Here is a 19,092-nt window from a genome sequence, read left to right as displayed (position 1 = left end):
GGCGCCGACCGCATCGACGGGCCCGCCCGAGTCGAGGAGGACGAGCATGTCGCGTGTCGCCATCATCGGCGGGGGCCACAACGGGCTCACCGCCGCCGCGTACCTCGCCCGCGCGGGCGTCGACGTCACGGTGCTCGAGCGCCTGCCGCACGTCGGCGGCGCGGCCGTCTCGGCGCAGGCCTTCGACGGGCTCGACGCGCGGCTCTCGCGCTACAGCTACCTCGTGAGCCTCATGCCGCAGCAGATCATCGACGACCTCGGCCTCGACGTGCGGCTCGCCCGCCGCCGCTACTCCTCCTACACGCCCGTGCCGGGCAGCGATCGCGGGCTCCTCATCGACGCGGGCGACGAGGCCGCGACCCGCGCGTCGTTCGCCGCGATCGGGGCGGCCGACGACGCCGACGGCTTCGCGGCGTTCTACGACCGCACGACGCGCCTCGCCGCTGCGCTCTTCCCGACGCTCACCCAGCCGCTGCCCACCAAGGAGGCGGCGCGCGCGGCCGCCGGGGACGCATCCGCGTGGTCCGAGATCGTCGACGCCCCGATCTCACAGGCGATCGAGCGCGCGGTGCGCAGCGACGTCGCGCGCGGCGTCATCGCGACCGACGCGCTCATCGGCACCTTCGCCTCGCTCGCCGACCCGGGCCTCGAGCAGAACCGCTGCTTGCTCTACCACGTGATCGGCGGCGGTACGGGCGACTGGGACGTGCCGATCGGCGGCATGGGGCAGGTCTCGGGCGAGCTCGAGCTCGCGGCCCGCCAGGCGGGCGCGACGATCCTCACGGGCGTGACCGTCACACGCGTGACGCCCGACGGCGAGGTGACGTGGAGCGAGCAGGTCGGCGGGCTGCCGACGGACTCGCCCGGCGTGCCGATCGGCACGGAGCTCACCGCCGAGTTCGACCTCGTGCTCTCGGCCGTCGCGCCGCACGTGCTCGCGGGGCTGCTCGAGCCTGCTGGGCCGTCGGTGCCGCGGCCGGAGGGCGCGCAGGTGAAGGTCAACATGCTGCTCTCCCGGCTGCCGCGGCTGCGCGACGACATCGCGCCCGAGGCGGCGTTCGGCGGCACGTTCCACATCAACGAGACGTACTCGCAGCTCGAGCGCGCCTACGCCGCCGCGGCGGGCGGCGCGATCCCCGAGCCGCTGCCGTGCGAGATCTACTGCCACTCGCTCACCGACCCGACGATCCTCGGGGACGACCTGCGCGCATCCGGCGCCCACACCCTCACCGTCTTCGGCCTGCACGCGCCCGACCGGCTGCTGACCGAGGAGTCGAACGAGCGGATGCGCGACGAGCTCGAGCGCGCGGTGCTCGCGTCGCTCGACTCGGTGCTCGCCGAGCCGATCGAGCCGCTGCTCGTCGAGGGGCGGGGCGGGCCCGCGATCGAGACGCGCACGACGCGCGACATCGAGGCGTCGCTCGCGATGCCGGGCGGCCACATCTTCCACGGCCAGCTGTCGTGGCCGTGGCTCGACCACGAGCCGACCTCGGTCGCCGAGGCGTGGGGCGTCGCGACGCCGCACTCGCGGATCCTCATGGCCGGCTCGGGCGCGCGCCGCGGCGGCGCCGTCTCGGGCATCGGCGGCCACAACGCGGCGCACGCGGCGCTCGAGCTGCTGCGGCCGTAGCCAGCGCCCGCCGGGCCGCGAGTCAGCGCGGGACGCGGCCCGCCCAGTCGGAGGGGTGGCTCGCGCGCGACGGCGGCAGCGCGTTGAGGCGCGCCCACTCGGCGACCTGCTCGGGCAGCGCCGGGATGTCGACCGCGATGCCGGCCGACTCGAGCACCTCGATCACGCGGGCGATCTTCGCCGTGCCGACGCCCTTCTCGATGAAGCGGCCCTGCACGATGCCGCGCGCGTAGACCTCGCCGTCGACGACGAAGCGCTGCACGAGGTAGATCGCGCGCTCGTCGCCGCCGAGCACGGCCGTCTCGATGTCGAAGCGCTGCCACAGGTCGAGCGAGCGGCGGTAGACCATCGACGACTGGCCGACGACGGCGTAGATGCCGGCCTTGCCGAGCGCGGCCGACATGCCCGTGCGGTTCGTCATGTCGACGCGCGCGAGGTCCATGTACGAGGGGTAGCGCCCGTTGTTCATGTGGCCGAGCAGGTCGATGTCGGTCGGCAGCACCCGGAAGGTCGTCTTCGCGACGTCGCCGATGCCGAGCTCGGGCTTCCCCCGGCTCTTGAGGTCCATCGCGAGCAGCCACTGCAACCACATGTTCACGAGGAGCCATCCTGCCCGACTCGCGCCCGCGCATCCGCACGCGTTGGCGGGAACCTCCATGGAGCGCGTCGGGCTACGCTGGCGCCATGAGCGAGGGCGCGATCACGATCCGGCGGGCGACGACGGCCGACGCCGAGGCGCTGCTGCCGATGTTCGCCGCGCACCGCTCGGTCGACGAGGAGGACGAGAAGGTCGACCGCTACCGCGAGCGCCTCGTCGCGCTCGTCGAGAACCCCGCGCACCACATCGTCGTCGCCGAGCTCGACGGGCGCGTCGCCGGCTACGCGGCCGCGCAGGACTACGGGCCGGCACCGCACCGCGACTGGTCGATCGCGCGCATGCACGACCTGTGGGTGTCTCCGGATGCGCGGGGTCGCGGCGCGGGGACGGCCCTGTTCGAGGCGGTGCGGGACTGGGCGGAGCAGCAGACGAAGATCCGGGTGCTCGAGTGGCAGTCGCTCGACGTCGCGAAGCACTTCTACGAGCAGCTCGGCCTCTCGGGCGAGCGCTCGGACGACACCGACCCGCGGGCGCGGTACGAGATCGCGGTGCACCTGCCCTCGCGGGACTGAGCGCCCTCCGTCCGTCGAGTAGGCCCGCAGGGCCGTATCGAGACGGGAGCGACTGGTCTCGATGCGCGGCCTGCGGCCGCTACTCGACCGGCGCGACCTCGCCGAGCCGGTCGAGCTGCCACACGGTCGTGCCCGCGGGCAGCGACACCGTCGTCATCGAGCAGTTCGGCAGGATGACGTCGGGCGTGAGGTCCGGCACGAGCTGCCGCAGGAGCGACGTGATGAAGCCGCCGTGCGAGACGAGGAGCACGTGCACCGGACCCTCGCCCGGGACGTCGGCCGCGGCGCGGATGACGTGCTCGAGCGCGCCGTCGGCGCGGAGGACGATCGCGGCGGCCTGCTCGGCTTGACCGGTCGCGTCGAGCTGCGCGATGGTGTCGAAGAGGCCGCGCCAGCCGACCTGGTCGGCGATCGCGCTCAGCGCGCTCAGCTCGCGGTCGACCTCGAAGCCGTGCTCGACGATGACCTCGCGCCACACGTCGGAAGCCTTCCGCTCCTCGTGGCCGCCGAAGTTCCACTCGCGCAGCAGCTCGGTGAGCTCGATCTCGGGCGCGGGGTCGAGGGCCGCGCGGATGCCCTCGGCCGTCGTGCGGGTGCGCTGCAGGTCGGAGGAGAAGAACAGCTCGAAGCGCTCGCTCGACAGGCGCCGCGCGACGGCCTCGATCTGGCGCGTGCCGAGCGCGGTGATCGGCGAGTCGGACCAGCCCTGCATGAGGTGGTTCGTGTTGTGCTCGGTCTCGGCGTGCCGCACGATCGTGATGCGCAGCTCGCGCCCGCGGGCGAGCGCCGCGAGCTCCTCCGGCAGGCGCTGCTCGGGCCGCTCCGCCTTCGACCGCTCGCTGCGGGCGGTCTCGGTCGCCTGGTCGCTCATCGCTCCCCCATCTTCTCGAGCATGGCGTTGTAGGCGCCGAGCTCGGCATCGCCGTCTCGAGCAGCGGCGCGATCGGTGCGCTTCTGCTCCTTGCGGTCGCTGCGCGACCACTTGATCGTCGTGATGATCGCCATGATCACGGTCGGGACCTCGCCGACCGACCAGGCGATGCCGCCGCCGACCCGCTGATCCTCGAGCGCGTCGATGCCGTTGCCCATCGCGCCGAACCAGTCGGCGAGCATGAGCGCGTCGCTCATCATGATCGACAGGCCGAAGAACGCGTGGAAGACCATCGTGCCGAGCAGGAGCGTGAGCCGCAGCGGGTAGGGCGGCCGCGCCGGTCCGGGGTCGACGCCGATGATGGCCTGCACGAAGAGGTAACCGGCGCCGAGGAAGTGCAGCACCATCCACACGTGCCCGAGGTGCTCGCGCATCGACCACTCGAAGATCGGCGTGAAGTAGAAGATCCACAGGCTCGCGACGAAGATGACCGCGGCGACGACCGGATGCCCGATGACCTGCAGGTAGCGCGAGTGCACGATCGCGAGCATCCACTCGCGCCCGCCCCTCGAGCCGTCGCGGCGCTTGCCGATCGCCCGCATCGCGAGCGTGATCGGCGCGCCCAGCACGAGCAGCAGCGGCACGGCCATGCCGATGAGCATGTGCACGAGCATGTGCAACGAGAACTGGTACTCCTGGTAGGCGTTGAGCGCGCCGTTCGTGCACCACCACAGCAGCGCGATGCCCGCGAGCCACGCGACCGCGCGGCCGCCCGACCAGCGGTCGCCGCGGCGCGCGAGCCGCACGACGCCCGCGAGGTAGAAGAACGCGAAGAGCGCGCAGAGGACCGTCCAGAGCGGGTCGATGCGCCACTCGGTCAGCAGCCGGATGGGCGAGAACTCGGGCGGCAGCGGCTGCTGCGTGAGGATCTCGGCAGGGCTCGCCTCCGCGCCCGGCGGCACCTCCGGCACGGGCGTCGCCGTGCGGGCGAGGCCCGCGGCGACGCCGGCCGTGACGCCCATCACGACGAGCTCGAGGCCGAGGATGAGCGCGACCGCCCTGCCGGTCACGCGCGAGCGTGCCTCGCGCGCGGGCGTGAGGATGCGCATCCGCTGCCACGCGCCGAAGGCGCCGAGCACGACGAGCAGCACCGCCTTCGCGATCGACAGGATGCCGTAGTCGCTGAACCAGTCGCCCTCCATGCGCACCCACGACGAGACGATGCCGGTGAAGGCGACGATGGCGAAGCTCACGAGCGCGAGGCTCGAGTAGCGCAGCAGCACGTCGCCGTACGCGGCGTTCCGGGGTGCGGATGCGTCGTCGGGGCTCTCGTCGTCGCGGCCGCGCACCAGCACGGCGAGGTGGATGAGCCCGCCGAGCCAGATCGAGACGAAGAGCAGGTGGAGGAGGAGCGACGAGACGGCGAGCGCGTGGTTGGCGGTGCCGCCCGCGTGGCCGCCGGAGGCGATGAGCCAGAACGGCACGGCCCAGCCGACGACCGCGAACGCGACGGCGGTCGAGCCGCGCACGACGAGCAGCGTGACGGTGAGCACCGCGAGCGAGAGCATCGTGCCGAGCTGCAGCCTGCCGGTCTCGATCTCGACGAAGAACAGCTGCAGCAGGTTGCCGAACTCGTCGTCGGCCGTGACGGGGTTCGAGACGAGCTGGCGGAAGGTCCAGAAGCCGACGAACGCCTGCAGCACCGTCGCGACACCCGCGGAGAGCGCGGCGAGGTCGAGCGAGCGGTTCCAGTCGCGGCTGCCGGGCACGAGCGCGAAGCACGCGAGCACGAGCCCGCCGAACGACGCGGCGATCGCGAGGTTGCGGAGCATCGTGACGGCGGGGAGGCCGTAGCGCACGAGCGGGCCGGGATCCTCGATCGCGAGCGGATCGGCGCCGCCGCCGAGCTCGAGCGCCGCCCACAGCGCGGCGAGGCCCGCGAGGATCGCGAGCGCCGGGGCGAGGAGACGGAGGCGCTGCACCCGTCCAGGGTAGTGACCGACGCTATGAGCGGCCCGCCCCGGGCCTCCCGTGCACAACGCAAGCCGGGCCGCCGCGGATGGCGGTGGAACCCGGTGCAGCGCTCGACCTCCCGCGAGGGTCGGCCGGCGGGCTTGCGTTGTGCACACGGGAGCACGCGGGAGGGGCGCCGCCTCTCGGCGACGCCCCTCCCGGTGCTGTGTGCGGTGCGAGCTACTTGACGGCAGCCTTGAGCTTCGAGCCGGCGGTCAGCTTGACGCGGTGGCCCGCGGCGATCTGGATCTCCTCGCCCGTCTGCGGGTTGCGGCCCGTGCGGGCAGCCGTCTCGGTGCGCTCGGCGCTGAAGAAGCCGGGGATCGAGACCTTGTCGCCGGCCTTGACGGCCGCCGAGACCTCGTCGAAGAGCGCGTCGAGGACGGCGCTGACCTTGGCCTGCGAGAGGTCGGTCGTCGCGGCGATCTTCGAAGCGAGGGTGGTCTTGTTGATGGTCTCAGCCATGGTGTCCTCCTGGATGTGGCATGTCGGGCCCGCCTGGAGGCGGGCATCCGCCGGGGCCCCCAGGGGCTCCGACCAACCCCGAACGTAGACCCGCGCCCCGCGATCCGTGGCAGGAACACCCCGACACGCCGCGCTTTCCGCGGAGTTTCGCAGTCTGCGAACGCGTTTGGGGGACAAAACGGATGCGTCGGCCCGTCACTCCCCGGTCGACGCGGCCAGGCGCGCGGCACGCAAGCGAGACGCCTTCGCCGCTCGGCGGCGCTCGAAGAAGGGCAGGAAGAGGCCGATGAGCGGCCCGACGCCGAAGGCGAAGATGACCGTGCCGATGCCGACCGGCCCGCCCAGCAGCCAGCCGACGAGCAGCGCCGTGCCCTCGATGAGCGTGCGGATGATCCAGATGCGCCAGCCGGTGATGCGCACGAGCCCCGTCATGAGGCCGTCGCGCGGGCCCGGCCCGAGCGCGGGCGCGATGTAGACGCCGGTCGCGAACGCGAGCAGCACGATCGAGCCGGCGAGCAGCAGGACCTGCTGCCACAGCACGCTCGTCTCGGGGATGAGCCACAGCCCGAGGTCGGCGGCGGGCCCGACGAGGAAGCCGTTGAGGAGCGTGCCGATGCCGGGGCGCTGGCGCAGCGGGATCCAGATCAGCAGCACGAGGCACGACACGACGACCGTCGCGGTGCCGTAGGTCATCGGCAGGTGGTTCGCGATCCCGAGCGCGAGGACGTCCCACGGGCCGACGCCGAGGTCGGCGCGCACGAGCATCGCGAGCGAGAGGCCGTAGAGCGCGAGCCCCGCCATGAGCTGCACGACCCGGGCGGTCGTGTCGGCCGGTCCGAGCGCGTCGATCGGCAGCAGGAGTCGTCGGAGGGTCACCGACCCATTCCACTCCATCGGGGCGCTCGCCGACGCATCCGCCACCCGTCTCCATGCGCACGGCTTCCACGCCCACCTGGACGAACGCCGATTGACCGGATGCGCCCGGCGCGGTTCCGTGGGGCCATGACGCTCATCGGGTTCCACGCTTCGCACGAGCAGATCGCGCCCTCGGCGCTGCTCGAACACGTGCGCCACGCCGAGCAGGCCGGCTTCCAGGCGGCGATGTGCTCCGACCACCACACGCCCTGGAGCACGCGGCAGGCCGAGAGCGGCTTCTCGTGGGCGTGGCTCGGCGCCGCGCTCGCGTCGACGTCGTTCTCGCTCGGGCTCGTGACCGCGCCGGGGCAGCGCATGCACCCCGCGATCGTCGCGCAGGCGATCGCGACGCTCGGCGAGATGTTCCCGGGCCGCTGCTGGGCGGCGCTCGGCTCGGGCCAGAACATGAACGAGCACATCACGGGCGACCGGTGGCCCGACAAGGCGACGCGCGTGCGGCGGCTCGACGAGTCGGTCGACGTCATGCGGCGGCTGCTCGCGGGCGAGGAGGTCTCGCACTCGGGCGAGATCGTGGTCGATCGCGCGCGCGTGTGGTCACTGCCCGCGGAGCCGCCGCCGCTCTTCGGCGCGGCCGTCACGGCCGACTCGGCGGCCTCGCACGCGCGGTGGGCGGATGGCCTCATCACGGTCGCCTCCGACGCGGCGACCCTGCGCGACATCCTCGCGCGCTACCGCGACGCGGGCGGCCGCGGCGAGGCCGCCGCGCAGCTGCACCTCTCGTGGGCACCGGACGAGGGCGAGGCGATGGCGATCGCGCGCGACCAGTGGGCGACGGGCACGATCGGCGCGCCCGCGTCGTGGGACCTCGCGACCGCGGAGGAGCTCGAGCGCGCCGCGGCGGGCGCGACGGACGACGACATCCGGGAGGCCGTGACGATCTCGAGCGACCTGTCGGTGCACGAGGCGCGGATCGCCGAGATCCTCGACCTCGGCTTCGACCGCGTCTACCTGCACCACGTCGGCAAGGAGCAGTCCGCCTTCATCGACGCGTTCGGCGAGCGGGTGCTGCCCGCGCTCGGCGCCGGTTCGGGACGGGCCGGCGCGTGAGCCCGCACCCGATCGACTACGCCGACCACTGGTGGCGCAACACCGTCATCTACTGCCTCGACGTGCAGGTCTTCCAGGACTCCGACGGCGACGGCGCCGGCGACCTGCAGGGGCTCGTGTCGCGCATCCACGACCTCGCCGACCTCGGCGTGACGTGCTTGTGGCTCATGCCGTTCTTCCCCACCGCCGATCGCGACGACGGCTACGACATCACCGACTTCTTCGCCGTCGACCCGCGGCTCGGCACGCTCGGCGACCTCGTCGAGGTCATCCGCGTCGCGCGGTCGCAGGGCATGCGCGTGATCATCGACTTCGTCATGAACCACACCTCGGCCGAGCATCCGTGGTTCCGCTCCTCGCGCTCGTCGCGCGACTCCCCGCACCGAGACTGGTACGTGTGGCGCGACGAGCCGCCCGCGAACCCCGACCCGCCCGTCTTCCCCGGCGAGGAGGACTCGACGTGGACCAGGGACGAGACCACCGGCCAGTACTACCTGCACCACTTCCGGGCCCATCAGCCGGATCTCAACATCGCGCATCCCGCCGTCCGCGAGCAGATCGAGCGCAACCTCGGGCTCTGGCTCGAGCTCGGGGTCTCGGGCTTCCGCGTCGACGCGGTGCCGTTCCTGTTCAGCGACGCCGACCAGCACGGCACGCAGCCGGCCGGGACCGACTACGACGGCGCCGAGCACCTGCGGCGGCTGCAGCGCTTCGCGTCGCGCCGGAACGGCGAGGTCGCGCTGCTCGGCGAGGTGAACCTCTCGCATCGCGAGCAGCTCGACTGGTTCCACGCCGACGGCAAGTCGGCGGGCCTGCAGCTGCAGTTCGACTTCGTCTCGATGCAGCGGCTCTACCTCTCGCTCGCGCGGAAGGACGCGACGCCGCTCGCCCGGGCGCTCCGCGAGCGGCCGGAGCTGCCGGATGCGAGCCAGTGGGCGAACTTCGTGCGCAACCACGATGAGCTCACGCTCGACAAGCTCGAGCCCGACGAGCTCGAGGAGGTCTTCGAGGCCTTCGCGCCCGACGAGGGGATGCGCGTCTACGGTCGAGGGATCCGGCGCCGGCTGCCGACGATGCTCGGCGACGAGCGCGCGGTGCGGCTCGTCTACACGCTCATGTTCTCGCTCCCCGGTTGCCCCGTGCTCTTCTACGGCGAGGAGATCGGCATGGGCGAGGAGCTCGCGGTGCCCGGCCGCTATGCCGTGCGCACGCCGATGCAGTGGGAGCCGGGGCGCGGCGCGGGATTCTCGAGCGCGCAGGCTCCCAGCCTGACGCGCCCGATCGTCGAGGGCGAGTTCGGGCCGGAGCGCGTGAACGTCGCCGACCAGCGGCGCGATCCCGACTCGCTGTGGCACCACATCCGCCGCCTCACCACGATGTACCGCGACGCCCCCCAGCTCGCGTGGTCGACCCTCGAGGTCATCGGCGTGCGGCAGCGCGCGGTGCTCGGGCACGTCGCGCGCGGCGACGAGTGGACGATGCTCGCCCTGCACAACCTCGGTGACGGCCGGGAGGCGGTGCGGCTCTCGGTGGCGTCGGAGGACGGACCGGTGACGCTGACCGACCGCTTCGACGGGCAGTCGATCACGATCGACGGCACGCTCGAACTGGAGCTCGAGCCCTACGGCTGGCGGTGGATCGATGCCTCCCCGGCGGATGCGGTGATCACCCGAGTCTGACCGGGGAGAACTCGTTCTCCACAGGCTCTGCTCCCGCGCATTCGCGTGTCAGTGGCCCGTGGTGGAATGCCGTCATGGATGAGTGGTGGGGCGTCGATGCGGAGGAGTACATCGCGTCGATCCGGGCGGGCGCGATCGACCCGCACGGCCGCACCGCCGACGAGCTCGAGGAGGAGCTCGCCGCCCACGACCGCGACTGGTCCGAGCGGCTCGCGCTGCTGACCGACGCGGAGGTCGAGGAGGTCATCGCCGGCCGCATGGAGGTGCCGCCGCTGCCGGGCTCGATCGATGCCCGGTCGCAGCACGTGCGCGCCCTCGATGCGGTCGCGGGGCGGATGCGGGCCATCGAGCAGCGCCGAGCCCGCCTCGACGCAGAAGAGCGCGAAGTGCTCGCGGCGGAGCTGCAACGGCTGCGTGATGCCGGCGGTGACACCGGGATGGCGGTCAAGGAGAGCGCCTCCAACCTCGCCGCGGAGCTGCGCCTGTCCGACCGGGCGATGGAGCGGAAGCTCACCGGCGCCTGGCTCACCGTCACCGACCTCCCCGCCGCGCACGCCTCCCACAAGGCCGGCCGCATCACCGGCACCCACCTGCGCGCGATCGAGCAGGCGACCGAGGCGCTCCGCACCGACCCAGCCGTCGACCCCGAGGACCGAGCCAAGGTCGAGGCGGAGCTGGTGGAGATCGCCGAGCGCGTCACCCCGTCGCAGCTGCGCTCCCGCGCCCGCCGGATCGTCGACCGGGCGATGGCCGAGCCGCTCCAGCGCCGCCACGACCGGGCGGTCGAGCAGCGCCGCGCCTGGGTCGACGACCATGACGACGGGATCTCGACGCTCGCGCTGTCCGGCCCGTCCGTCACGATCCACGGCGCGTTCAACCGCGCCACCGACGCCGCCCGCGCCAAGCCGAAGGACGACCCCCGCACCTTCGACCAGTACCGGCTCGACGCGCTCATGGAGCTGCTCCTGACAGGCCAGGTACCGGAGGATCTGCACGGCATCAACCCCATCGCTGCCACCATCACGGTCACGATCCCCGCCACCGAGCTGCTCAAGCGCACCGACGATGCCGACGAGCCGCAGCTGCGGTTCTCCGGCGCACTGGAGGGCGGGGCGCTCGTCGACGCCGCCACCGTGCGGGCACTGGCCTCCGAGACGATCACCTGGGAGCGGCTCTTCCTCCACCCCGTCACCGGCGTGCCCGTCGCGGTCGACACCTACAAGCCCAACCGGGCCATGCGGCGCTGGCTGCAGCGCCGCGACGGCCGCTGCCGCTGGCCCGGCTGCACCAACCGCGTCTCCAGAGCCGACGCCGACCACACCATCGCCCACGCCCACGGCGGACCCACCACCCTCTCGAACCTCGCCCACCTCTGCCGACGACATCACCTCATGAAGCACTCCACCGCCTGGACCGTCCGGCAGCTCGACCAAGGCGTCCTCGAATGGACCAGCCCCACCGGCAAGATCTACCTCGACGAATCCGAACCCGCGGGTCCCGCGTTCGTCAACCGCACACCCGACTACTGGGGCATCCCCCGCGACGAACCCGCCAAGTGCACCGCCAGCGACCCGCCATGGGCACACCTCAACGACTGCACCTGCGACCTCGAGGACGTTCCCGCCTGATCCCGGGCGCCCTCGAGCCGGTGCCACCGCATCCGGAGACGACGAAGGCCCCGACCGCTGGGGTCGGAGCCTTCGTGCGTGAGTCGGTGCCTACCAGCTCGACTTGGTCACGCCGGGCAGCTCGCCTCGGTGCGCCATGTCGCGGAAGCGGACACGCGAGATGCCGTAGTCGCCGACGTGGCCGCGGGGGCGGCCGTCGATCGCGTCGCGCTTGCGGACGCGCACGGGCGAGGCGTTGCGGGGCAGCTTCTGCAGGCCGATGCGGGCGGCCTCGCGCTCCTCGTCGGTGCTCTTCGGGTCGACGAGCGCCTTCTTGAGGGCTGCGCGCTTCTCGGCGTAGCGGGCGACGATGGCCTTCCGCTGCTCGTTCTTGGCGATCATGCTCTTCTTGGCCATTTATCGCTCCTCTCGGAACTCGACGTGCTGACGCACGATGGGGTCGTACTTCTTCAGCACAAGTCGGTCAGGGTTGTTGCGACGGTTCTTCTTCGTCACGTAGGTGTAGCCGGTGCCCGCAGTCGAGCGGAGCTTGATGATCGGACGGACGTCCTGCGCCTTCTTCGCCATCAGAGCTTCACCCCCCGAGCCTGCATGTCACGGACGACGGCCTCGATGCCACGGGCGTCGATGACCTTCATGCCCTTGGCCGAGACGTTGAGCGTCACGTTGCGCTTGAGCGACGGGACGAAGTAGGTCTTGCGCTGCACGTTCGGGTCGAAGCGGCGCTTCGTGCGCCGGTGCGAGTGCGAGATGTTGTGCCCGAAGCCGGGAACGGCTCCGGTCACCTGGCATACGGCTGCCATGGTGCCTCCAATTGGGTACCGCAGGCCCGAGGGCCTGCCCAAGATCACTTGCCTGCACACGCCGAAGCCGAGCCTTTGAGGGGTTTGGAGGAGGCGTGCGCTGCGCGGCCGAGACCGCGCCAAGGGTCAATCGTACGCGATGCGGCGTGCTCGCGGCAAGACTCGCATCGTGGCGCCGCCGTCAGCGCTGGGGCGGGAAGACCGGCTGGCCGTCGGGACCCATCGGGAACGGCGTGCCGTCGGCGTACGTCGGCCAGGGCAGGAGCGGGCTCGACGCGGCCTGCGGCGCCGGCTGCGGAGCTTGCTGCGGCACGGCCTGCGGCATCGGCTGCCCCACGGGTCGCCGCTGGTGCTCACCGCGCGCCTCCGCCTCCTGCCAGTCGATGTTCCGGCGATTCCAGAACAGCAGCACCGTCACCGACGCCGCGAGCGCCGTCACGACGATCGCCGCGACCGTCGCGCGCCAGTACCACTCGGTCACGTCGAAGCCGAAGGCCTCGATCGCGAAGTGGAGCGTCAGCAGGATGCCGACGAGCCCGAGCAGCGCCGCCGCGACGAGCCCGATGATGCGCGCCATCTCGGCGCGGCCGCGCTCGCCGAGGGAGATGAGGCCCCACGCTCCGGCCGCCGCCGCGCGCACGACGAGGATCGTCAGCAGCGTGATGCCGAAGAGCTCGCCGAAGAGCCACTCGTCGTCCCACGGGTCGCCCTCGGCACCGGTGCCGCGCATCCAGATCGAGATCATGAGCACGGCGAGCAGGTAGATGTTCGCTGCGACCCCGATGATGAGCGGCGTCGACGAGCGCCGAGCGAGCACGAGGTCGAGCGCGAGCAGGCCCGTGAAGGCGAGGAAGACGACGACCGTCCAGACGACGCGCGACGCCTGGCTCTCGAAGTCGCCGACGAAGACGAGCACGACCGTCACGAGCGTGACGATCGCGAGCAGGCAGATGCCGATGAACAGCACCGGCTGGATGCCGAAGATGCGGCGCGTCGGACCCATGCGCGACGGCCGCTCGGGCCACGGCGAGCTCGGCTGCCCGCTGTAGGGGTTCTCGACCGTGCCCGCGGCGGTGCGACCGCCCACGGAGCCCTGACCGTAGGGCATCGACGCCTGCGCGAGCGGCTCTCCGGAGGCTGAGCGCTGGTCGTAGGGGCCGGGCTCGGGCGAGCGGCGATCGGCCGGCGGCTCCTGCGACTGCGCGTGCTGCTGCTCGCGCTGCTGGAGCTGCTGCAGGAGCGTCGGCTGCTGGTCGCTGCCGGGTCGGAAGGCACTGGGCTGAGCGGTCACTGGGGCTCCCCTCGGTCTCGTCGAGACAGTCTCACATCGGAAGCGCCAGAGCGCGATGGGCAGAAGTCACCTGGGGAGGATCAGCGCGCGGCGTGACCTCGCGCGGCCCGCTCGGCCGCGCACTCGGCGCACAGGCCGAAGATGTCGACGACGTGGTCGGGCTCGACGAATCCGTGCGCGGCGGCCACCTGGCCCGCCCAGCGCTCGACCGCCGCCGCCTCGAGCTCGACGGTGCGGCCGCACGAGCGGCAGATGAGGTGGTGGTGGTGGGTCTTGGTGCACGCGCGGTAGAGCAGCTCGCCCGCCGACTGCAGCGCATCCGCCTCGCCGTCCTCCGCGAGCGCCGCGAGCGCCCGGTAGACCGTCGCGAGCCCGACCGTCGAGCCCGCCGCGCGCATCGTCTGGTGGAGCGCTTGCGCCGAGACGAACTCGTCGCTCGCCTCGAGGGCCTCGCGCACGGCCTCGCGCTGCTTCGTGCTGCGCCGGGGACCAGGGGCGGGAGCGGGGGCGGTCATGGTGTCCTCGTCTCGATCGTGCCACGCGGGCGGCGGGCGGCCTCTGCCCGGATCCAGGCGAGCCCGTAGCAGGCTGCGGCCACGAGCGCGATCGCGCCGCCGGCGGCGAGCTCGAACCAGCGCGATGCGAAGAGGCCGAGCACGCCGGACGCGATCGCGATGAGCGGCGCGACGACGAGCATCGCGCGCCAGTCGCGCACGACGAGTCGCGCGGCGGCGGCGGGCGCGACGATGAGCGCGACCCCGAGGATCGCGCCGACGACCGGCATGATCGCGACGACGGTCGCGGCGATGAGCGCGAGCGCGACCGCCTCGGGGATCCACGGGCGCAGTCCCGCGCGCCGATAGCCGCCCTCGTCGGCGCTCGAGAAGACGAGGTGCCGGCCGGCGATCGCCCACACGACGATCGCGACGGCGAGCAGCGCCGCGGTGAGCGCGATGTCGGCGCCCGTGACGGCGAGCACCTGGCCGATGAGGAACGACTCGACGTCGATCGCGAGCGGGCTGAGCGACTGCAGCAGCGCGCCGAGCGCGAAGCCGGCGGTGAGCATGATGCCCGAGGCGACGGCCGGGCCCTGCGAGCGGATGCGGCCGATGCCGACCGCGATCGCGACGAGCGCGACGGCCGCAACCGCCGCGCCGAGCGGGATCGCGACCCCGAGCATCGCCGCCGCGACGGCGCCGGGGAACGTCGCGTGGGTGAGCGACATCGCGAAGAAGGCGCGCTCGCGCAGCACGACGAGCACGCCGACGAGGCCGGCGAGGGCGCCGGCGAGCGTCACCTCGAGGAGCGCGCGGGAGAAGAAGTCGAGCGTCACGACGCCGCCCCCGCCGTGCTCGCCGCGGGCGCCGCGCGCCTCGACGAGCCGCCGCGCGCGCCGCCGATCGCGAGCGCCACGAGGTAGCCCGCGATCATCGTGAGCGCGACGGTCGCGCCGGGCGCGGCATCCACGCCGAGCACCGCGAGCTGCACGACCCCCCAGAGCCCGAGCCAGCCCGTGACGGCGCCGAAGCCGATCGCGACGACCGCGGCCGCCGCGAGCGATCGGGTGAGGGCGCGCGCCGCCGCGGTCGGCACGATGACGACGGCGAGCGCGAGGAGCGTGCCGACCGACGCGGATGCGGCGACCACGACGAGCGCGACCGCGACCGTGCCGACGACCTCGAGCGCGAGCACTGGGAGCCCCGCCCGACGCGCGCCCGCGGGGTCGAACGCCGCGTAGACCTGCGGCCGCGCGGTCAGGGCGACGAGCAGCACCGCGACGCCGATGAGCGCGAGCGAGACGCCGAGGTCGGCCCACGTGATCGTGAGCAGCCGGCCGAAGAAGAAGTCGGAGAGGCTGCCTGAACGGCCCCCCGACGCGGAGACGAGCACGACGCCGAGCGAGAAGAAGGAGGTGAGCACGATCGCGACCGCGGTGTCGCGCGGCTGCCCGCGGCGGGAGATGAGCACGAGCACGACCGCCGCGACCACGGCCGCGCCGATCGCGCCGGGCATGAGCCCGGCCGCGCCGCCGAGCGCCGCACCGATCACGAGGCCCGGGAAGACCGCGTGCGTGAGGCCGTCCGTCGAGAACTCGAGCCGGCGGAGGTTCACGAGCACGCCGACGGTGCCCGCCGCGATCGCGAGCGCGAGCAGCAGCAGGAGCGGCCGCCCCATGAACGGCACGGAGAACGGCGTGATCGGGTCGATGAGCGCCGCGACGGGCGTCATCGGGGCGGGACGCCCGCGGCGTCGTCGTCCTGCAGCAAGTGGTGGTGGTGCGCGCCGTGCGTGGCCTCGTGGTGCTCGGTCGTCGCGAGCGTGTGGCCGTCGATCTCCATCACGTGGCTCGCGAACGCGGCCTCGACGCGCTCGAGCGTGAGGACGCATCCGGTCTCGTCGAAGGCGATCTGCCGCCCGTTGACGAGCAGCGTGCGATCGCACACCGCGCGCGCGAGGTCGAGGTCGTGGGTCGTGATGACGAGGGCGACGCCCTGCGCCTTGAGGCGGCGCACCGTCTCGAGCAGCGCGTCGCGGGAGCCGTGGTCGAGGCCGTTGAACGGCTCGTCGAGCAGCAGCAGGCGCGGCTGGCCCGCGAGCGCGCGAGCGAGGAGTGCGCGCTGGCGCTGCCCGCCCGAGAGGTCGCCGAAGCGCGTCGCGCGGTGTTCGGCGAGCCCGACCGCCTCGATCGCGTCGGCGACGATGCGCCTGTCGGCGCGCCCCGGCCACTTGAGCCCGAGCCGCGGCGTGCGGCCCATGGCGACGACCTGCTCGAGCGTGACGGGGAACGCCGGGTCGATCTCGCTCGACTGCGGCAGCGTGCCGATCTCGCCCCGCGCGCTCGGCACGCGGAAGACGCGCGCCTCGTGCTGGGCGAGGCCCAGCAGGCCCGCGAGGAGCGTCGACTTGCCGGCGCCGTTCGGCCCTATGAGCGCGACCGCCTCGCCCGCGCGCACCTCGAACGAGACGCCCGAGAGCACCGGCGCTCCGCCGTAGCCGAAGGAGGCGTCGGCGATCTCGACGACGGGCTCGCTCATGAGAGCGATCCTGGCACCGGCAGCGGCTCGGCGCCCCACGCGGTCACGATCGCGGTCGTGTTGTGGAGCTGCGAGCCGATGTAGGTGCCCGTGGGGCTGCCCTCCGGGCCGAGCGCGTCGGCCGCGAGCGCGTCCTCCCCCTGCCGCAGCTCGACGCCCGCCTCGCGGGCGATCGTGGCGGCGAGCTGCGGGTCGATCGCGTTCTCGCTGAACACGACGGGCGTGCCCGTCGCGCGGATCTCGGCGACGAGGCCGTCGATGTGCGCGGCGCTCGCGTCGGCGCTGTCGTCGAGGCTCGGCAGCACCGTGCCGACGACCTGCACGTCGAACGCGCGCTCGAGGTAGCCGAACGTGTCGTGCGTCGTGACGACGAGGCGCTCCTCGACCGGCACCTGCTCGATCGAGCCGCGCATCCACGACTCGAGCTCGGCGAGCCGGTCGAGGTAGGCGGTGGCGGATGCGTCGATGTCGGCGTCGGGGTCGGCGGCGGTGACCGCGTCGCGGATGGCCTCCGCCTGGACGATCGCGTTGGCCGGGTCGGTCCAGACGTGGGGGTCGAACGCGCCGTGGTCGTGGCCCGCGTGGTCGTCGGGCTCGTGCGCGTGGTCGTGGTCGGCGTGCTCGGCGGCGCGGGCCTCGTCGGCGTGCTCGTGCCCGTCGGCGTGCTCGTGGTCGTGGTCGTGGCCCTCGTGCGGGTCGTGGCCCTCGGCGATGAGGTCGATGCCCTCGGAGGTGTCGACGAGCGTGCCCGCGAAGCCGGAGGCCTCGACCGTGCTGTCGAGCCAGCCCTCGAGGCCCGCGCCGTTGATGACGAGCAGGTCGGCGGAGGCGAGCGCCGCGAGCGCCGCGGGTCCGGGGTCGAAGCTGTGCGCTGAAGCGCCGGGGCGCAGCAGGCTCGTCACCTCCGCCCCGTCGCCGACGATCTCGCGGGCGATGTCGGCGAGCTGCGTCGTGGTGGCGACGATCTCGAGCCGATCGTCGGCCGAGCCGGCGCCGGCGGCCGGGCCGGCGCATCCGGTCAGCACGAGGGCCGCCGCTCCGACGGTGCTGAGGAGGGCGGTGGTCTGCATGGGTCGCATGGGATTCCTGTCCAAGTGCGACGCCGTGCCGCACGGGTCGACGCTACGGCTTAGTGAGAACGATTGTCAATCTCGGAGTGCTCTCAGGAGCCGTAGCACTCCGGAAACATCGCGAGCGTAGGCTCGGGCCATGGAGCGCATCCCCACCGGTACAGCCCAGTTCAAGATCATCGCCGCCCTCGGCTCCCGTCCCGAGATCGATCCGGCCGAGGAGATCGAGCGGCGCGTGCAGTTCCTCGTCGACTACCTCGCCGCGACCGGCGCGAAGGGCTTCGTGCTCGGCATCTCCGGCGGGCAGGACTCGACGCTCGCCGGACGCCTCGCCCAGCTCGCCGTCGAGCGTGCGCGGGAGGCGGGAGGCGAGGCGAGCTTCGTCGGCGTGCGGCTCCCCTACGGGGTGCAGCACGACGAGGACGACGCGCAGCTCGCGCTCGACTTCATCCGCGCCGATCGCGAGGTGACGATCGACGTCAAGCCGGGGGTCGATGCGCTCGAGGCGTCGATCGAGGCGGGCGTCGGGGAGGTCGACGACTACCACAAGGGCAACGTCAAGGCGCGGGCGCGGATGATCGCGCAGTACGCGATCGGCGGCCAGCTCGGCATGCTCGTGATCGGCACCGACCACGCGGCCGAGGGCGTCACGGGCTTCTACACGAAGTACGGCGACGGCGGCGCCGACGTGCTGCCGCTCGCCGGCCTCACGAAGCGGCAGGGCAAGCAGCTGCTGCGCGAGCTCGGCGCCGCAGAGCGCCTGTGGCAGAAGGCGCCGACCGCCGACCTGCTCGACGAGCGCCCCGGCCAGACGGACGAGGCCGAGCTCGGCCTCGCCTACGAGCAGATCGACGCGTTCCTCGAGGGGCGCGACGTCGAGCCCGAGGTCGCCGAGCAGATCGTCGACCGCTACACGCGCACCGAGCACAAGCGCCGGATGCCGGTGACGCCCGACGACGAGTGGTGGCGGCCGCAGGCGGGGCCGCTGTTCGACTAGGGCGTGCTCCCCGCGAGCGCGGCGCCTGAGCCGGACGTCCAGGGGACTCACGGCGAGCGCGGCTAGACTGGGCGGACCAAGGGGAGTACTCCCGCACGGTCGCTCGTCACTACGGATGCACGTCGCATCCCGGGCGACCGGTCCTCGATCACGAGGACGGAGAAGACCTTGGCGTTGATCCGCTCACGCCAAGGTTTGGAACCCGCATTGCTCGTCACTCTGAATCGCCCCGGTTCTGGTGGAGGGTCTGATTCCCCGAGAGGATGATGGCCATGCCAGCACCGAAGAAGTACCCGCAGGAGTTGCGGGAGCGGGCCATGCGGCTCGTGCAGGAGGCGCGCAAGGAGGATCCGGAGCTGTCGCTGAACGCGGCGGTGGTGCGGATCGGACAGCGCACGGGCGTGAATCCAGACACGCTCCGCGGATGGATGAAGCAGGCCGCGATCGATTCGGGCGA

20 protein-coding genes and 1 pseudogene are annotated in these 19,092 nt (G+C 72.7%); 7 read left to right on the top strand and 14 right to left on the bottom strand.

Going from position 1 to position 19,092, the window contains the following annotated elements; all coding sequences use genetic code 11:
• The first annotated feature begins 46 nt into the window (after window positions 1-46).
• Window positions 47-1,630 carry a phytoene desaturase family protein gene (locus tag ACP7BI_RS02640; protein ID WP_425843566.1) on the top strand — a complete coding sequence of 528 codons (1,584 nt, stop codon included), beginning with the start codon at window positions 47-49 and terminating at the stop codon, window positions 1,628-1,630.
• 22 nt (window positions 1,631-1,652) lie between these two features.
• Here the strand turns inward: ACP7BI_RS02640 and ACP7BI_RS02635 are convergent, their stop codons facing one another.
• Window positions 1,653-2,222, bottom strand: a complete 570-nt coding sequence (locus tag ACP7BI_RS02635; RefSeq protein ID WP_425844059.1) for an acyl-CoA thioesterase — start codon at window positions 2,220-2,222, stop codon at window positions 1,653-1,655.
• A 92-nt stretch (window positions 2,223-2,314) separates the two neighbouring features.
• Between ACP7BI_RS02635 and ACP7BI_RS02630 the strand changes: the two genes are divergently transcribed.
• A complete protein-coding gene (locus ACP7BI_RS02630) occupies window positions 2,315-2,800 on the top strand; it encodes a GNAT family N-acetyltransferase (protein WP_425843565.1) in 486 nt (161 codons plus the stop codon).
• Window positions 2,801-2,879: 79 nt separating this feature from the next.
• Here ACP7BI_RS02630 and ACP7BI_RS02625 read toward each other — a convergent pair whose 3' ends face one another.
• The 4 genes from ACP7BI_RS02625 to ACP7BI_RS02610 form a co-directional block, all read right to left on the bottom strand.
• Window positions 2,880-3,671 (bottom strand): histidine phosphatase family protein, encoded by a 792-nt coding sequence (locus ACP7BI_RS02625; RefSeq protein ID WP_425843564.1) that lies wholly within the window; start codon window positions 3,669-3,671, stop codon window positions 2,880-2,882.
• Complete coding sequence (locus ACP7BI_RS02620) at window positions 3,668-5,653, bottom strand: cytochrome c oxidase assembly protein (RefSeq protein WP_425843563.1); 1,986 nt, start codon at window positions 5,651-5,653, stop codon at window positions 3,668-3,670. The genes ACP7BI_RS02625 and ACP7BI_RS02620 overlap by 4 nt, the downstream gene beginning before the upstream one ends.
• 211 nt (window positions 5,654-5,864) lie before the next feature.
• Window positions 5,865-6,149, bottom strand: a complete 285-nt coding sequence (locus ACP7BI_RS02615) for an HU family DNA-binding protein (protein ID WP_021010536.1) — start codon at window positions 6,147-6,149, stop codon at window positions 5,865-5,867.
• 195 nt (window positions 6,150-6,344) lie between these two features.
• Window positions 6,345-7,025 (bottom strand): YczE/YyaS/YitT family protein, encoded by a 681-nt coding sequence (locus ACP7BI_RS02610; RefSeq protein ID WP_425843562.1) that lies wholly within the window; start codon window positions 7,023-7,025, stop codon window positions 6,345-6,347.
• A 126-nt stretch (window positions 7,026-7,151) separates the two neighbouring features.
• Here ACP7BI_RS02610 and ACP7BI_RS02605 point away from each other — a divergent pair, with 126 nt between their 5' ends.
• The 3 genes from ACP7BI_RS02605 to ACP7BI_RS02595 all read left to right on the top strand — a co-directional run bounded on the left by ACP7BI_RS02605 (window position 7,152) and on the right by ACP7BI_RS02595 (window position 11,439).
• Window positions 7,152-8,132: a TIGR03885 family FMN-dependent LLM class oxidoreductase gene (locus ACP7BI_RS02605; protein WP_425843561.1), complete on the top strand. Its 981-nt coding sequence runs from the start codon at window positions 7,152-7,154 to the stop codon at window positions 8,130-8,132.
• The gene (locus tag ACP7BI_RS02600; protein ID WP_425843560.1) at window positions 8,129-9,811 is read left to right on the top strand and encodes an alpha-amylase family protein; all 1,683 of its coding nucleotides are present in this window, start codon (window positions 8,129-8,131) and stop codon (window positions 9,809-9,811) included. The genes ACP7BI_RS02605 and ACP7BI_RS02600 overlap by 4 nt, the downstream gene beginning before the upstream one ends.
• A gap of 74 nt (window positions 9,812-9,885) precedes the next feature.
• On the top strand, window positions 9,886-11,439 hold the full coding sequence (locus ACP7BI_RS02595) for a DUF222 domain-containing protein (RefSeq protein ID WP_425843559.1): 1,554 nt from the start codon (window positions 9,886-9,888) through the stop codon (window positions 11,437-11,439).
• 90 nt (window positions 11,440-11,529) lie between these two features.
• On the opposite strand, the gene rpsN is transcribed toward ACP7BI_RS02595, so the two are convergent.
• The 9 genes from rpsN to ACP7BI_RS02550 all read right to left on the bottom strand — a co-directional run bounded on the left by rpsN (window position 11,530) and on the right by ACP7BI_RS02550 (window position 17,638).
• Window positions 11,530-11,835 (bottom strand): 30S ribosomal protein S14, encoded by a 306-nt coding sequence (gene rpsN, locus ACP7BI_RS02590; protein WP_021010540.1) that lies wholly within the window; start codon window positions 11,833-11,835, stop codon window positions 11,530-11,532.
• Window positions 11,836-12,006: a 50S ribosomal protein L33 gene (gene rpmG / locus ACP7BI_RS02585; RefSeq protein WP_021010541.1), complete on the bottom strand. Its 171-nt coding sequence runs from the start codon at window positions 12,004-12,006 to the stop codon at window positions 11,836-11,838. It lies immediately after the preceding gene.
• Window positions 12,006-12,242: a 50S ribosomal protein L28 gene (gene rpmB, locus ACP7BI_RS02580; protein WP_123696728.1), complete on the bottom strand. Its 237-nt coding sequence runs from the start codon at window positions 12,240-12,242 to the stop codon at window positions 12,006-12,008. Before rpmB ends, rpmG begins: the two co-directional genes overlap by 1 nt.
• A gap of 181 nt (window positions 12,243-12,423) precedes the next feature.
• On the bottom strand, window positions 12,424-13,533 hold the full coding sequence (locus ACP7BI_RS02575; protein ID WP_425843558.1) for a hypothetical protein: 1,110 nt from the start codon (window positions 13,531-13,533) through the stop codon (window positions 12,424-12,426).
• Between the two features lie 80 nt (window positions 13,534-13,613).
• Window positions 13,614-14,048, bottom strand: coding sequence for a Fur family transcriptional regulator (locus tag ACP7BI_RS02570; RefSeq protein WP_425843557.1), 435 nt, complete (start codon window positions 14,046-14,048; stop codon window positions 13,614-13,616).
• On the bottom strand, window positions 14,045-14,866 hold the full coding sequence (locus ACP7BI_RS02565) for a metal ABC transporter permease (protein WP_425843556.1): 822 nt from the start codon (window positions 14,864-14,866) through the stop codon (window positions 14,045-14,047). Before ACP7BI_RS02565 ends, ACP7BI_RS02570 begins: the two co-directional genes overlap by 4 nt.
• Window positions 14,863-15,762 (bottom strand): metal ABC transporter permease, encoded by a 900-nt coding sequence (locus ACP7BI_RS02560; protein WP_425843555.1) that lies wholly within the window; start codon window positions 15,760-15,762, stop codon window positions 14,863-14,865. Before ACP7BI_RS02560 ends, ACP7BI_RS02565 begins: the two co-directional genes overlap by 4 nt.
• Window positions 15,759-16,568: a metal ABC transporter ATP-binding protein gene (locus tag ACP7BI_RS02555; protein WP_425843554.1), complete on the bottom strand. Its 810-nt coding sequence runs from the start codon at window positions 16,566-16,568 to the stop codon at window positions 15,759-15,761. The genes ACP7BI_RS02560 and ACP7BI_RS02555 overlap by 4 nt, the downstream gene beginning before the upstream one ends.
• Window positions 16,565-17,638, bottom strand: coding sequence for a metal ABC transporter substrate-binding protein (locus tag ACP7BI_RS02550; protein ID WP_425843553.1), 1,074 nt, complete (start codon window positions 17,636-17,638; stop codon window positions 16,565-16,567). The genes ACP7BI_RS02555 and ACP7BI_RS02550 overlap by 4 nt, the downstream gene beginning before the upstream one ends.
• A gap of 139 nt (window positions 17,639-17,777) precedes the next feature.
• Between ACP7BI_RS02550 and nadE the strand changes: the two genes are divergently transcribed.
• Together nadE and ACP7BI_RS02540 are read left to right on the top strand one after the other, a co-directional pair.
• Entirely contained in the window at window positions 17,778-18,635 is an 858-nt protein-coding gene (nadE, locus tag ACP7BI_RS02545) for an ammonia-dependent NAD(+) synthetase (protein ID WP_425843552.1), read from the top strand.
• Between the two features lie 272 nt (window positions 18,636-18,907).
• Window positions 18,908-19,092: pseudogene (locus ACP7BI_RS02540) on the top strand (IS3-like element ISMyma3 family transposase); the annotation flags it as partial.

This window comes from Agrococcus sp. TSP3-2-1 (assembly GCF_049897585.1).
Classification (GTDB): Bacteria; Actinomycetota; Actinomycetes; order Actinomycetales; family Microbacteriaceae; genus Agrococcus.
Note: the sequence above shows the minus strand (reverse complement) of the source record. Positions and strands in the feature narration are given on the sequence as shown.

Coding starts and splice junctions, on each gene's coding strand:
- ACP7BI_RS02570 (WP_425843557.1), bottom strand. CDS start 14,048: ATGACCGCCCCCGCTCCCGCCCCTGGTCCCCGGCGCAGCACGAAGCAG.
- ACP7BI_RS02560 (WP_425843555.1), bottom strand. CDS start 15,762: ATGACGCCCGTCGCGGCGCTCATCGACCCGATCACGCCGTTCTCCGTG.
- rpmB (WP_123696728.1), bottom strand. CDS start 12,242: ATGGCAGCCGTATGCCAGGTGACCGGAGCCGTTCCCGGCTTCGGGCAC.
- ACP7BI_RS02550 (WP_425843553.1), bottom strand. CDS start 17,638: ATGCAGACCACCGCCCTCCTCAGCACCGTCGGAGCGGCGGCCCTCGTG.
- ACP7BI_RS02595 (WP_425843559.1), top strand. CDS start 9,886: ATGGATGAGTGGTGGGGCGTCGATGCGGAGGAGTACATCGCGTCGATC.
- ACP7BI_RS02555 (WP_425843554.1), bottom strand. CDS start 16,568: ATGAGCGAGCCCGTCGTCGAGATCGCCGACGCCTCCTTCGGCTACGGC.
- ACP7BI_RS02635 (WP_425844059.1), bottom strand. CDS start 2,222: ATGTGGTTGCAGTGGCTGCTCGCGATGGACCTCAAGAGCCGGGGGAAG.
- nadE (WP_425843552.1), top strand. CDS start 17,778: ATGGAGCGCATCCCCACCGGTACAGCCCAGTTCAAGATCATCGCCGCC.
- ACP7BI_RS02640 (WP_425843566.1), top strand. CDS start 47: ATGTCGCGTGTCGCCATCATCGGCGGGGGCCACAACGGGCTCACCGCC.
- ACP7BI_RS02615 (WP_021010536.1), bottom strand. CDS start 6,149: ATGGCTGAGACCATCAACAAGACCACCCTCGCTTCGAAGATCGCCGCG.
- ACP7BI_RS02605 (WP_425843561.1), top strand. CDS start 7,152: ATGACGCTCATCGGGTTCCACGCTTCGCACGAGCAGATCGCGCCCTCG.
- rpmG (WP_021010541.1), bottom strand. CDS start 12,006: ATGGCGAAGAAGGCGCAGGACGTCCGTCCGATCATCAAGCTCCGCTCG.
- ACP7BI_RS02630 (WP_425843565.1), top strand. CDS start 2,315: ATGAGCGAGGGCGCGATCACGATCCGGCGGGCGACGACGGCCGACGCC.
- ACP7BI_RS02625 (WP_425843564.1), bottom strand. CDS start 3,671: ATGAGCGACCAGGCGACCGAGACCGCCCGCAGCGAGCGGTCGAAGGCG.
- rpsN (WP_021010540.1), bottom strand. CDS start 11,835: ATGGCCAAGAAGAGCATGATCGCCAAGAACGAGCAGCGGAAGGCCATC.